Below are 14,094 nucleotides of genomic sequence, written 5' to 3'. Positions count from 1 at the left end.
GAAACGACAGCTACAAATGTTTTCGTAGCGAAAGTGAAACGACAGCTACAAATGTTTTCGTAGCGAAAGTGAAACGACAGCTACAAATGTTTTCGTAGCGAAAGTGAAACGACAGCTACAAATGTTTTCGGAGCGAAAGTGAAACGACAGCTACAAATGTTTTCGTAGCGAAAGTGAAACGACAGCTACAGTTGTTTTTCGTACCGAAAGCGTAGCGACAGGTACAAATGTTTTCGTAGCGAAAGTGAAACGACACCTACAAATGTCTATTGTACCGATAGCGTAGCGACAGGTACAGAAATCTCCCACCTCTACAGGTGGTGAGCTGAATGCGGATTTAAGCTACTTTTCAGTTCAAAAAAGAATTCCTACCATCTACGGAAACGAGGTCCAAAGCCGGGGAAAAAAGGTCTCCCAAACGGGAAAAATGGGCTAACTGGGAAAAACGGGCTGATTGGAAAAAATGGACTAGGGAAAAAGGGTCTCCCGACTGGAAAGAATGGGCTCATACCTGGGAAAAAGGGTCTCCCGAATTGGCCCATACCTGGGGAAAAAGGTCTCCCAAATTGGCCCATACCTGGGGAAAATCGGCGTCCGTCAAAACGCATTGGATTTACCATTTTTATAACTCCCTTCAATTGATATAGTATAGGCTATGTTCAATCAATGAAGTGGTTTAGACTAAGACACAGGTTGGGGATATTTGCAAAGGACGATTTTTGATTGTTCCGCAAATTGCCACCTTTACAGATACTCTTCAATTGGCATCTGGACCAATTTCAGTGCGAGGTAAAAATTCTTATTCAATGTAGTGAAGTTCTTTAGTTGAACAGCTCATTAAATAGACCACTCATAATGAGTAGTCTATTACGTACAAGAAATCTTGTCATTGACATCATCTATTAAAAATTCAACACAGTTTCTGCCTTGTTCTTTTGCTTGATATAATGCTTTATCACATCTTGATAATAATGTATTTCGTGTATCACCATTTACATAGCTAGTTACACCGAAGCTACTAGTTTTTCGCTGCACAATAGGGAATTGATAATTTTCTAGTTGTTGACGAAGTTTTTCAGAAATCTTAACAGCATCATCTAGTGTAGTTTGAGGGCAAATAACTAAAAATTCCTCACCACCCCATCTTCCAACTGTATCTTGCTCTCGAATCGTATTTTTCAATATCTCAGCTACGTTCATTAAAACTAAGTCACCTACTTGATGACCGAACTCATCATTGACTTCCTTAAAATAATCAATATCTAGTAGAATAATAGAAAACGTAGTCTCATGATATTGAGCATGTTCAAACGCTTCTTCTAACACAGAATCTAACCTTACACGATTTGGAACTTGAGTAAGTCGATCGGTATTTGCTAATTTTTCAAGCTCAAGTTTAGCTCTTTCTAGCTCTTGTGTTCGTTCTTTAACTTTATATTCGAGTGTTTCATTTAGTGTTTGTTGTATTTCCTGATGCTCTTTTTTTATAATATTGATTTTATCGCCTAATGCTAATGACAAAAATATAGATTCAAAAATAGCACCAACTGCAGGAACTTCCTCAAATATAACTGGATGGAATGGAATTATACTTAAAAAAGCCAATGCTTGTACAATGATGGAACCAAGCAAAACAGTCCAACCTACCATATAAAATCTAGCCATTTTCTGACCTTTTAACAACACAAATATTCCCGATAACCAAAGGAAAATAAAAACAACGACAGCCGAAAAAATTGTGACATTATTTGCAATTGCCACATCAGGGATAATGAATGAAGAAATTAAAGAAAGTATAGTGATCCATAATAGTAGATTTCCGATTTTGTAGCATCGAGGTAAATATTTTTTTAGTTCAAGAAACTCTTTGCAAAATAGAATCATAAACAAAAGTAAAAGATTCCCACTAATGGCGGAGGATTTTAAAAAAAACCATTTAGGCAAAAATTGTCCTACTAGCTCAATATCTAAAGAATTCAATGTAGCTTGATAGAGGATAAAACTAAACATATACAAAACATAGTAAAAGTAAGCCTTTTCTTTTAACGAAAGGAATAAAAATAAATTGTAAATTAATAAAGCTAATAAGAATCCATAAAACATTCCTGTTAAATGTTTATAGTCAATAATCTTATTGATGAAGCTATCCGTAGTATAAAGATAAGAAATTGAATTTAATGGTAATTCACCGTCTAATTTCAGATAAATTTCTTTGACGGATGGTTCTTGGATTTGAAATAAATTCGAGCGATAATGAATGTTTTGATCGTCCACATTGGAAATTCCTCTTTTTTGAACACGATAGGAGCCATCTTCTTTCACTAAATACATTTCAATGCTATCTAGTTTGTCTGTTACCTCTAACCAGTAAGACTCCTGCTTATCTTTTAATATTTTATCAGTATCCAATCGTAGCCAAATTGTATCATTCGTATGCCAAAAGAATACATAATTGTCTTTACTAGCGACAAATGATTTGTCATATGTACCACTTAATAAATCTTCTATTGTAATTTTTTTTGAAGGGTCACGAAAAATATCATAATGCTTTCCTAATATAATAGGTTCTGATAGTTCTTCAGCATGACATTGTAAGCTGAATTGTGTGAAAGTAAATATAAGTACGAAAAAAAAATAAAATAACAGGTTGGTTTTCATAATTTTATTTTTCATCATTCAATCTTTCTCCTATCTCAATCCAGTTTCTTCAGTCATTAGTAAGTATACTGATAAAAGGTTACTTAGGTGCTGTAAAAATAGAGTGTTATGTAAATATATCACACTTTATTCTATATTTAGGGTTTGCGTGCTAAATAAAAGATTAAAATAAAAAGTTACAATGATTAGCAGCAAAAGAAGACAGATTGATTATCAAAGACCATAAGAGCAAGAATGAGGACGAAATGAATATCTATTACTTAATAATATGATGGCTAATAAACAATATGGAGGCATCATGATGTTAAAAATTCAGGAATTCAATGAACTACATTCAGCTAAAGAGCTATTATTTATAGGTAATGTGTGGGATTTATTATCTGCGTTAACTTTAGAAAAAGCGGGCTTCAAAGCAATTGGTACAACCAGCTGGGGGATTGCCACTTCTCTTGGGTGTGCAGGCGGGATGTGGAGAAAGGAATGGCTACTTCAGCATGAAAAATCAAAAACATGATTTAAAGGAAATCGAAAAAAGGGTCTTCACGTTAGGGTGCTAAGCCATTAAAAAGCGATTTATTATCTGTGATTTACTAACATTCTCTTTGCTTATAGCCTGCTATGCATTTTGTATAAAACAACGGTTATTGCTAAAAATAAGACCGTCAAAATGAGCGATTTAATTACAATAAGTATTTGTTGTTTTCTCGCTTGTTATGACAGTTTTTTTGCAATATCGACGCTTTTATACATGTGAAGAATAAACTTCATGTGTAAATTGGCTTCGTATTTACAAATAAAGGAGGTGTTAACGTGAGTGTAGTTTATAGAATCGCTTTAGTGTTAGTCATTATTGGAGCCATCAACTGGGGACTTATAGGATTCTTTAGAATTGATTTAGTTGCCTATTTATTCGGTGGACAAACAGCAGTATTGTCACGATGGATTTATGCTTTTGTTGGGTTAGCAGGGCTAATATCTATACCGATTCTTATTATGCGATTTGATGAGGATGAAGACCTTGATCCTCATACGCGCATAGACAGGAATCCAAGCTATGGCATGGAGGTTGGTGATGAGGCAGATTTTACTGCATTAAACACAACTAATGTGCTAAAAGAAGAAAAAAAGGATTCACATATCAAAAATAAACACAAAAACAGAAAATAACTCCAAGCTAAATGATAGTACCACACAAAAACTGATGAACATTGGTTCGTCAGTTTTTGTGTTCGTGATTAAGAAAAATAAGGAATAAGGGAAAATCCGCAAAGATACAAGGGATTCGCCCTAAGATAACGAAGCGGATATTTACTAGAAGCTCTTACATGAGCTGATATTACTTAGAAAGGCGAAGGATTAGGCAGATTTATAAAACAAGAATTGGAACATGTAATTCCGACTTGGATTTCGGATAGACCAGCTCTAGAAAACGCTCAAAACGAAAGTTTTATGGTGATAAAACAATTTATTGGTGTGCCAATACGTCTTCAATCAAAAATGCGATATAGAGATTTGTTTTTGTAAATGGGTTACTTAAGTCCATATCTAAAAGTGTCTCTATTTTTTTTATTTTATAAAGTACTGTGTTGCGATGAATAAATTGACGTTCACTAATCCTGCGAGTACTACCATTCTCCTCGAGAAAAATGCGTAAAAATTGTACATAATCTGTGTTATGCAATTCATCATAGCGATAAAGTTGACCTAAGATGTCTTGGCTATATGATTTGATCAACTTTTGATTTTGCACAGCCATAATAATTTTATAGGCACCAATTTCTTTATATTTGTATAGGAAGCGGTTGTTATGAAGCTTTGCTAATTGGATTACTGTTAATGACTCATCATAGCTTTTGCGAACATTTTCAAGCTCTTTATGATAATTTCCTTTACCAATGATAATATCTAAGTAACCATTTTTTTGTGTAATTTTGTCGTAAATTTCTTCAACAATCTTTGAGAAGGGAGTATTAGGTGTATTGATTTGTGTTTTGTCGATTAAAAAGATGAGGTGATTTTTATGCTTTAGTTTTAAGAAGCGTTTATATCTATTTTGAAATGCAAATTGGATCATGACTTCGTAACGGTCAATATTAGTTTGTACACTATTTGTTGTACATGAAATAATGGCTAGCTCCCTACCTTGTGGAAATCCTAGTAGTGCTAATTGATCCTTAATATAGTGGAAGTTTTGTTTATAGTGAAAAAGTAAGTTATAAAGAACCTTTTCTTCGATAGACAGCTCTTGATGGTGATTAGCGATAAATTGAAATGTTGTTTTTAATAGATCGGCTATTCGATAATTCCATGGCATGTGAAAAATAGGGAAATCATGTTCGTTGGCAAAAGAGGTTACTGATTCTGGTATGTTTGGAATATATGGACCGGTATTAATAATAAAACCTGCTACCTTTTTAGCGAAAGCTAGTTTTACAAGCTGCTCTAAGGAATCTCCAGAAGATAAATTAATACCTGTAGTCACGACTAATTCATTAGGTCTACAAAACATAATTAAATCGATGCTTTCTACTACGTTAATCCCTGTAACTCTTCGATACGTTCCGTTATGTCCAGCTACTAATGTTAGCATTGGGAATTGAACTCCCTCTACAATTTTGCGAATTGTCCCCATTTTCCCCCCCCTTATTATGAACATAACTTACCATATATTATGTGCAGATGCACATATTTTTTTAGTGTGCTAGCTATATCTCATAATTTTTATCTTTTATAGAATGTGTATAACTACTGTGAAAGAGAGGAATTGCATATGTATAAGTGTAATAGTAGACGATTGCAAGAGTTAATTGAACAATATAGTCAATTTGGAGCTACCGAAAATGGTGGCGTAACTCGTTTGTCTCTTTCGAATGAAGATGTATTAGCAAGAAACTATTTTTGTGAGTGTTGTGATGAATTAGGAATGGACATCAAAGTCGATGATATGGGTAATATTTATGCTATTCTCCCTGGGAAAAAGGATGTCCCTCCAATTGTTATGGGGTCACATTTAGATTCCGTTGAAAAGGGTGGGAAATTTGATGGTGTACTAGGCGTTTTAACGGCCATAGAAGCCATTAGGACATTAAAGGAAAACGAGATTGAGCTAGATATTCCTATCATGATTGTTAATTTTACGAATGAAGAAGGTGCTCGTTTTGATCCGGCAATGATGAGCTCTGGTGTCATTTCAGCTAAATTTGAAAAAGAAAAAATGCTGCAATCTGTCGACAAAAATGGCACTAGTTTCAAAGAAGCGCTTCAAGCGAGTGGGTATGAGGGAGATCAAGAAAATCGTTTAAAGGAAGCTCTTGCTTATATCGAACTGCATATCGAGCAAGGACCTGTTCTAGAGGCGAAGCAACTGGAAATAGGAGTTGTTGAAGGTGTATTAGGGATGGTTTGCTATGAAATTACGGTTACAGGGCAATCCAATCATGCTGGAACGACGCCGATGACAATGCGTCAAGATCCGATGATCGTAACTTCAAAAATCATTACGTATTTACATGAAGAGCTCGGAAAAATTGATGAGCAGTTAGTATTTACCTTTGGCCGAATGAATGTATCTCCAAATATCCATACCGTTATACCGAACAATGTGACGTTTACGATCGATTCACGTCATCAAAAACCAGAGATCATGCAAAAAGTTGAGGATATATTGAATCACCTTCCTACAGAGGATATGGGCTGTAACATTAAGGCGGTTAAGCTATGGGGGAGAGATACAGTTTATTTTGATACTCATATTTGTAATGAAGTGGCAAAGGCTTGTCAGAGCTTCGGCTATACTGCTCATCGAATGTTTAGCGGGGCGGGACATGATGCGCAATATATAGCAAGTATTGTTCCGTCAGCGATGATTTTCGTACCTAGTATTCATGGTAAGAGTCATTGTGAGGAAGAGGAAACAACATTTGAGGATTGTGCGAAAGGAGCAGATGTATTACTTGAAACAGTATTGACGCTGCAAACAAAGTTCAGTATGGGGGAGACTTTCACGTTACATTAACATGGGTTTTATGAATTGTCTTTCCTAACATTGTCATAATTGAGCATTCTCCATTATTTTACGAAGGGTGAGGGGCAGAATGAAAAAAATTATTAAAGGTGGACGAGTAGCAACAGCTGCAGATGTTTTTGAGGCAGATATCTTAATTGAAAACGGAAAAATTGTTCAATTAGGTAAAGATTTATCCAACGCGGGCGCAGAAATTATTGATGCTACTGGTAAGATCGTGATGCCAGGTGGGATTGATCCGCATACTCATTTAGATATGCCATTTAACAATACTGTGACTGATGATGATTGGAAATCTGGTACGATTGCAGCGGCTTTTGGTGGGACGACTACTATTTTGGACTTCTGCTTAACGGCTGGCGAAGAAAAACTTTCAACTGCAGTTGAAAAGTGGCATAACAAGGCGAAGGGGAAATCAGCTATTGATTATGGATTCCACTTAATGATTGGTGATTTAACTCCTGAAACAGAAGCCGAATTGCCGCAAATCTTAGAGCAGGAGGGCATTACTTCTGTAAAGGTATTTATGGCTTATGCGAAAGAATTTCAAGCAACCGATCGTACCCTTTTTAAGGCTTTTAAAATAGCGAAAGACCTCGGTGCTGTTGTTATGGTGCACTGTGAAAATGGTTCTGTTATTGATGAGCTTGTAGAAGAGGCACGACGTGCAGGTCATAAGGAGCCGATTTATCATGCGCTCACTCGTCCAGCTGAATTGGAAGGCGAAGCGACAAAACGTGCGATCGAGTTAGCCCATATTGCTGGCGCTACCCTGTATGTAGTGCATGTAACATGTAAAGAGGCAGTAGATGAGATCATTGCTGCACGTGAAAAAGGCTATAACGTTTATGGTGAAACATGTCCACCATATTTAACTTTGGATCAATCTGCTTTAGCACAACCTGGTTTTGAGGGGGCAAAATATGTTTGGTCCCCACCACTTCGCCCGAAATACCATCAGGATCATTTATGGAATGCTCTGAAAGCAAAACAACTACAAACAATTGGCTCTGATCAGTGCTCGTTTAGTTTCAAGGGTAAAAAACAGTTAGGATTAAATGATTTTTCTAAAATTCCTAACGGTGGGCCTTTTATCGAAGACCGTTTCAGTATTTTATATTCAGAAGGTGTAGCAAAAGGAAAAATTTCTATCAATGAGTTTGTCGATATGATTTCCACAAGTGCAGCAAAAATATTTGGTTTGTTCCCACAAAAAGGAACGATTGCAATTGGTTCTGATGCCGATATCGTTATTTTTGATCCAGAGGTTAAACGAGAAATCTCGGCTAAAACCCATCATATGAACGTAGATTATAACCCATATGAGGGATGGGAAGTAACAGGCGAACCAGTAAGTGTACTAGTGCGTGGAGAATATGTCATTAAAAATAAAGAATTTGTTGGAGTACTAGGTAGTGGACAATATATAAAACGTCCATTAAAAACAACAGCTGCAGAAGCACTTAATATTTAGCTTTATCCCGCATTAAAATTTTTAGCCAAAGCAAAGAAGTTTGGTGGGAGTTAGACTGCCCGTAAAAGCCCCATTCGTTTACCTAAGGGGGATGAAGAAAACCCCCACTGATTAAAGTTTCACTTTATGACCGATTGCTTTGGTGGAGAACAGAGCAATCGGTCTAGTAATATCTTCATTTAGCTACAGAAGACTATCTACCTTTATTGATGGTGAGATGAAAGTTGAATGTAGCTCTTTTTCAATGTGTAATTAATAAGGCTCATCACCAAAAGTTGTGGATGATATATGTTCAAACGTACGCCATGCATATAGGTTGATTGGAGTGGAGGCTGGCGACTCCTTGGGGATCAGCGATATAGAGGAACGAAGGCTAAAAGCATCACGTCCTGTGATAACGCCTTCGTGACCAACATCCTGTTGGCCCGAGACCCTGCAGCGCAGCGGATGTTTTCTGTGCGAAAGCGTAGTGCTAACGTAGCGGCAGCAAATGTTTTATCTGTGCGAAAGCGTAGCGACAGCAACAACAAAAGCGGCTCATCGGACGCCCCCAGGAAAGCGCCCAGCCGGAACGGAAATCAACCACACGTGATGGTGACAAGCCATTATAAGAAGGAAAAAATGAACACACGAGGGGGATGTGGAAATGGCTCAGAATCAAGAAAATGCAATGTCCCAACAGTTAAAACGTAATTTTATGGAATTGACTAACGGGATGACAAAGAATGAGGCAATTGAGGAATCTAATCGCTGCCTTTATTGCTACGATGCACCATGTATTAAAGCCTGTCCAACGAGTATTCAAATCCCGAATTTCATAAAAAAAATTGCTTCTGGTAATATGAAGGGCTCTGCTACGACTATATTAGAAGCAAATCCAATTGGTGCAAGCTGTGCAAGGGTTTGTCCAACGGAGGAACTATGTGAAGGGGCGTGTGTGTTAAATTCCTCAACAAAGCCAATTAAAATCGGCGAGCTACAGCGCTATGCAACAGATTGGGCAATGAAAACGAATGCTCAGCTATTTAAGCAGGGGCAAAGTAATGGGCAGAAGGTAGCGATTATTGGTGCGGGTCCCGCTGGTTTATCGGCTGCTCGTGAACTTAGTCGTTTTGGCTATCATGTCACAATCTATGAAGCTGAAGCAAAAGCTGGTGGATTAGGTAGCTATGGTATTGTGTCGTTCCGTTTACCTAATGAAGTCGTTGATTGGGAAATTGAACAAATTGAAAAGCTTGGTGTAGAAATCAAAACAAACACAACTGTTGGTGTTGATATTTCTGCTGAAGAGATCTTGGAGCAATATGACAGTGTTATTTTAGCAGTTGGTATGGGGGCTGTGCCGAATCTAGGCATTGAAGGAGAAGACTTAGACGGTGTGCATGATGCGATAGAGTTTGTCAGAAAGACAAAAATGGGACCGCTTACAAAAGATAATGTTGGGAAGCGAGTGGCTGTCATTGGTGCTGGAAATACCGCGATTGACGGTGCTACATGTGCTGTCCGTTTAGGTGCTGACAATGTTCAAATTCTTTATAGAAGAACACAAAAAGAAATGACTGCGTACAAATTTGAATATGAATTTGCCAAGCAGGATGGTGTGGAGTTTAAGTGGCTAACGGCACCGAAAAAAATTGTTGGTAATGAGTCAGGTGTGGTCGTAGGTATTGAATGTGTGAAAATGAAGCTCGGTAAAGCGGGTGCTGATGGTCGACAAAGACCTGAAGAGGTGGAGGGCTCCAATTTTATTATTGAAGTGGATACTGTTATTAAGGCAATTGGGCAAACACGTTTTGTGTCATTGATTGAAGCTTTTGGCTTACAGCATACGTATGGCGTTGTCGATATTGATGAATCGACAATGCAAACTTCGAATGACAAAGTATTTGCATGTGGAGATGTCGTCTTCGGAAATGGCCAGGGCGAGGCGATGGTTGTAACAGCTGTACAGCAAGGAAAAGACGCAGCATACAAGATCCATGAACGTTTAACTTCTTTCAGCGGAAGTCTCCCATCTCTATAGGTGGTGAGATGAATGCAGATTTAAGCCACTTTTCAACAGGTGTCCAAACACCCGCTGAAAAAAGTTAAAGCCTCCGGCGGATGTCATGGAATCGGAAAGGAGTTCTTTGTGCAAGCACAAAGCCGATTCCAGACACAATTATGCCGAGGCATAATTGATAAAACCAAGTGAGATTGCATAAGGGAGGAATTAATATGGCAGACTTACGCATTGACTTAGCGGGCATCAAATCGCCGAATCCATTTTGGCTTGCGTCAGCACCACCGACGAATTCAGGCTATCAAGTACAACGTGCATTTGAAGCGGGGTGGGGTGGTGCTGTTTGGAAAACGTTGGGGGATCCGATTCTAAACGTTTCTTCACGCTTTGCAGCTGTTAGCTTTAACGGACAAAGAGTATCAGGCTTCAATAATATTGAACTGATTACGGATCGTCCGTTAGAGGTAAATTTACAAGAAATTTATGAAACGAAAAAACGCTTTCCACATCACGCAATTATCGCTTCTTTAATGGTGGAGCCAAAGCAAGAAAAGTGGCATGAGATTGTTAAACGAGTCGAAGATGTGGGGGTTGACGGTCTTGAGCTTAACTTTGGTTGCCCGCATGGGATGGCAGAACGAGGAATGGGCTCTGCCTCTGGTCAAGTACCTGAATTGGTGGAAAAGCAAACGTACTGGGTGAAAGAGGCAGCGAAAACACCAGTAATTGTGAAGCTAACGCCAAATATTACCGACATTACGGTAACGGCAGAAGCAGCCACAAGAGGTGGAGCAGATGCCGTTAGTATGATTAATACGATTAACAGCTTGGCGGGTGTTGATTTAGATACATGGAATACAGTGCCTCATGTAGCAGGAAAGGGTGCGCATGGTGGCTATTGTGGTCCTGCCGTTAAACCAATTGCACTCAATATGGTTGCAGAGTGTGCCCGTAATCCATTAATCAATGTTCCAATCTCGGGCATTGGTGGTATTTCCAACTGGCAAGATGCCGCCGAGTTTATATTAATGGGGGCTACGGGCGTACAAGTTTGTACTGCAGCGATGCATCACGGCTTTAGTATTGTTGAGGATATGATTGATGGACTCAATAACTATTTAGATGATAAAGGGATTGCCTCTGTTATGGATTTAGTAGGTCGCTCAGTTGCCAGATATTCTAATTGGGGTGACTTAGATTTAAATTATAAAATCGTAGCTGAAATTAATAACGATGTTTGCATTAACTGTAACAAGTGCCATATTGCATGTGAGGATACATCGCATCAATGTATCGATTTATATACAGAAAATGGTCGCCCAATGCTGAAAGTTCGAGAAGAGGACTGTGTAGGCTGTAATTTATGCTCAATTGTTTGTCCTGCAGATGGTGCGATTACAATGGTTGAACGTCCATCTACAGTTCCACCTATGACTTGGAATGAACGTCAATCTTTGATTAGTAGTCTATCTAAGTAAACTTCTAAAATCAATTTCGCCTTGGCGTAATTGTAGCTGTCGCTTTACTTTCGCAACAGAAAACAATTGTAGCTGTCGCTTTGCTTTAGCTACAGATAAGCAATGCGTTCGGAGACTTAATCTTCATTCGTATGTGCTGGGACACTAACTAAATGAAACCATAGATGTATTCATTCTCACTACCTTCTAAGGTGGGTGTACTTTGCCGAATGAAGATAAACTGAAATTCCACCTTCCTTTAGCAATAGTTGAAGGAAGGAATAACCCCATGTAAGTTGTCACGGAAATTTAATTTAAGAAGGAGAGATTATATGGAACGTGAAGGGAATTATTTAAAATCCCCAGATTTACTTCCAGTGACACATCAGCAAAGAAATATTGGAACATTTGGTTTTGCAGTAATTTGGATAGGGATGGCAATTGTATTAGCGGCTTTTGCAATTGGTGGCTCGGCAATCATAAACTTGCCATTGCCAATGGTGATTTTAGCAACGTTGATTGGCTCTTGTCTAATTGGTGTATTTATGACGTTAATTGGTGATATAGGCATTGAACATGGCTTATCATTCCCAGTATATATGCGTGCTCCGTTCGGTACATTTGGTACACATATTCCGTCACTTGTCCGCGGTGTAACGGCTGCATGTTGGTTCGGTTTAAACACTTATTTCGGTGCATTAGCTATAAACGGTATTTTAAATTTACTTTTTAATTATGATAATTGGTTTATTTGTTTCATGGTCTTTGCAGCACTTCAGTTATTTAATACATCACTAGGTATTAAATCTATTGAACGCTTTGCAGATTTGGCAGCACCAGTCATTATTTTAATTTCTTGCTGGATGTATTATACACTGGCAGATAATGCAGTAGCTCAAGGGAAAAATATTTGGACGTGGGTGGAAGCGCCAACAACAGGGTTCACGGCCTTCACTGCATTTATGGTAGTGATTATGGCAAATATGGGCTTTTGGTCGACGCTAGCAGCCGACATGCCTTCCCTTTCACGCTTCTTTAAAGCACCTAAAAATGAACGCAACTGGTTCAAACGCAATAAAACACAGCTGGTTGGTTCCTTAATCGTCATGCCGATTACAAATACGTTCATTGTGACAATCGGTGCTGTTTGCTATATGGCTGTTGCCTCAGCTGATCCTATCAATGCATTACAGCAAAGTGCAAGTGGCTTTATTTTAGGCATTTTACTGTTAATGATTGTGTTAGCTCAATGGTCAACTAACACCTCTGCAAATGTTATCCCAGCGGCAACAATCTTCTCAAACATTGGTGGTCCAAAAGTGCCGTTTTGGGTTGGGGTTGTTATTGCAGGAATCATTGGTATTCTAGCACAGCCATGGAGTCTATTTGATGTGTTAGTCAATGCACTTTTAATAATCGGAGGAATTCTAACGGCCATCGTTGGTATTTTATATGCAGATTATTATTTAATCCGTAAGCGCCGCGTGCATGTAAAAGGACTGTATGAATTAGATGGTCAATTTAAATATTGGAATGGCTTTAACTTAGCTGGTTTAATCGCTTGGATTATCGGTGGTGCAGTAGCAAATATATTCTCCACTTATTCTTCATTAGTTGGGTTCTTTGTAGGGGCACTTGTATATTATGTACTAGCGAAGTATTGGTGGTTCAAAAAATACCCTCAAGCCGAGCTAGAAGATCCAAATGATGCAAAATATTTAGGAATTACAGCCGGTCACAATTTGGATGAACTATTTGGGCAGCAACAAATGCCTACTCCAACTGTTGTTCCAGATGAGAATGACATCGTCGAACAACCAGAACCGCTGTTAGATATAAAAGGTGCTGAATAAAAATTAAACACCAAGATATTCACAAAAAAGGTGAGGTGATTGCATGTCAGAACATCAACAAAGCACAGAGGAAATAAAAAAAGTAGATCAGCATTTAGATAATGGCTTTAAAATCAAATATGTTTATGAAAACCTAAGTGGAATGTTTGTAGAATTTGAGCGTCAAGAAGAAGTTATTCTGATGCAAATTCTAACAGCAGATGCACGCAAATACTTCTCTGCAAAGCTCCAAGAACAGACGTTATTGCAATAAAAAAATAAACTCTATTCCATTCATCGTGTTTCATGAAGGAATAGAGTTTTTTTACGTAATAAAATAGGTTCTTACTCTAAGTTGTGATTCGTTTATGGCTACAGCAAGATGAAAGTGTTGCTAATAACGGCCATCCAACTGTAATGACAGCCAAAGTAGTGGATAGAACAGCCAAAGACGTGGATAGAACAGCCAAAAACGTGGATAGAACAGCCAAAGACGTGGATAGAACAGCCAAAGTCGTGGATAGCCTTGTCAAAGCGACGGATAGAATCATCAAAGCGACGGAAAGAACAGTCAAAGTGACGGATAGAACAGCCAAAGCGACGGATAGAACCATCAAAGTGACGGAAAGAACAGTCAAAGTGACGGA

At 38.2% G+C, this 14,094-nt stretch carries 10 protein-coding genes and 1 pseudogene; 9 read left to right on the top strand and 2 right to left on the bottom strand.

Going from position 1 to position 14,094, the window contains the following annotated elements:
* Positions 1–867 precede the first annotated feature (867 nt).
* Entirely contained in the window at positions 868–2,676 is a 1,809-nt protein-coding gene (locus tag ACQKN2_RS06945; RefSeq protein ID WP_427414325.1) for a sensor domain-containing diguanylate cyclase, read from the bottom strand.
* 283 nt (positions 2,677–2,959) lie between these two features.
* Between ACQKN2_RS06945 and ACQKN2_RS06940 the strand changes: the two are divergent.
* Positions 2,960–3,124 (top strand): annotated as a pseudogene (locus ACQKN2_RS06940) (isocitrate lyase/phosphoenolpyruvate mutase family protein); the annotation flags it as partial.
* Positions 3,125–3,468: 344 nt separating this feature from the next.
* A complete protein-coding gene (locus ACQKN2_RS06935) occupies positions 3,469–3,825 on the top strand; it encodes a DUF378 domain-containing protein (RefSeq protein WP_427414324.1) in 357 nt (118 codons plus the stop codon).
* Positions 3,826–4,123: 298 nt separating this feature from the next.
* Here the strand turns inward: ACQKN2_RS06935 and ACQKN2_RS06930 are convergent, their stop codons facing one another.
* Positions 4,124–5,290: a PucR family transcriptional regulator gene (locus ACQKN2_RS06930; protein ID WP_427414323.1), complete on the bottom strand. Its 1,167-nt coding sequence runs from the start codon at positions 5,288–5,290 to the stop codon at positions 4,124–4,126.
* A 138-nt stretch (positions 5,291–5,428) separates the two neighbouring features.
* Here ACQKN2_RS06930 and ACQKN2_RS06925 point away from each other — a divergent pair, with 138 nt between their 5' ends.
* From ACQKN2_RS06925 to ACQKN2_RS06895, 7 genes are all read left to right on the top strand, one after another.
* A complete protein-coding gene (locus tag ACQKN2_RS06925) occupies positions 5,429–6,673 on the top strand; it encodes a Zn-dependent hydrolase (RefSeq protein WP_427414322.1) in 1,245 nt (414 codons plus the stop codon).
* A 79-nt stretch (positions 6,674–6,752) separates the two neighbouring features.
* Positions 6,753–8,156 carry a dihydropyrimidinase gene (gene hydA, locus ACQKN2_RS06920; RefSeq protein WP_427414321.1) on the top strand — a complete coding sequence of 468 codons (1,404 nt, stop codon included), beginning with the start codon at positions 6,753–6,755 and terminating at the stop codon, positions 8,154–8,156.
* 646 nt (positions 8,157–8,802) lie between these two features.
* Positions 8,803–10,179 (top strand): NAD(P)-dependent oxidoreductase, encoded by a 1,377-nt coding sequence (locus ACQKN2_RS06915; protein ID WP_427414320.1) that lies wholly within the window; start codon positions 8,803–8,805, stop codon positions 10,177–10,179.
* Positions 10,180–10,373: 194 nt separating this feature from the next.
* Complete coding sequence (gene preA, locus ACQKN2_RS06910) at positions 10,374–11,636, top strand: NAD-dependent dihydropyrimidine dehydrogenase subunit PreA (RefSeq protein ID WP_427414319.1); 1,263 nt, start codon at positions 10,374–10,376, stop codon at positions 11,634–11,636.
* 311 nt (positions 11,637–11,947) lie between these two features.
* Entirely contained in the window at positions 11,948–13,468 is a 1,521-nt protein-coding gene (locus ACQKN2_RS06905; protein ID WP_427414318.1) for an NCS1 family transporter, read from the top strand.
* A gap of 43 nt (positions 13,469–13,511) precedes the next feature.
* Entirely contained in the window at positions 13,512–13,721 is a 210-nt protein-coding gene (locus ACQKN2_RS06900; RefSeq protein WP_323649204.1) for a hypothetical protein, read from the top strand.
* An 83-nt stretch (positions 13,722–13,804) separates the two neighbouring features.
* A partial coding sequence (locus tag ACQKN2_RS06895; protein WP_427414317.1) for a hypothetical protein occupies positions 13,805–14,094 on the top strand: 290 nt, incomplete at its 3' end.

The sequence above is a fragment of the Lysinibacillus sp. NPDC093688 genome (assembly GCF_050280145.1).
GTDB classification, from domain to species: domain Bacteria; phylum Bacillota; class Bacilli; order Bacillales_A; family Planococcaceae; genus Lysinibacillus; species Lysinibacillus xylanilyticus_B.
Note: the sequence above shows the minus strand (reverse complement) of the source record. Positions and strands in the feature narration are given on the sequence as shown.

Coding starts and splice junctions, on each gene's coding strand:
- preA (WP_427414319.1), top strand. CDS start 10,374: ATGGCAGACTTACGCATTGACTTAGCGGGCATCAAATCGCCGAATCCA.
- ACQKN2_RS06915 (WP_427414320.1), top strand. CDS start 8,803: ATGGCTCAGAATCAAGAAAATGCAATGTCCCAACAGTTAAAACGTAAT.
- ACQKN2_RS06900 (WP_323649204.1), top strand. CDS start 13,512: ATGTCAGAACATCAACAAAGCACAGAGGAAATAAAAAAAGTAGATCAG.
- ACQKN2_RS06930 (WP_427414323.1), bottom strand. CDS start 5,290: ATGGGGACAATTCGCAAAATTGTAGAGGGAGTTCAATTCCCAATGCTA.
- ACQKN2_RS06925 (WP_427414322.1), top strand. CDS start 5,429: ATGTATAAGTGTAATAGTAGACGATTGCAAGAGTTAATTGAACAATAT.
- hydA (WP_427414321.1), top strand. CDS start 6,753: ATGAAAAAAATTATTAAAGGTGGACGAGTAGCAACAGCTGCAGATGTT.
- ACQKN2_RS06945 (WP_427414325.1), bottom strand. CDS start 2,676: ATGATGAAAAATAAAATTATGAAAACCAACCTGTTATTTTATTTTTTT.
- ACQKN2_RS06905 (WP_427414318.1), top strand. CDS start 11,948: ATGGAACGTGAAGGGAATTATTTAAAATCCCCAGATTTACTTCCAGTG.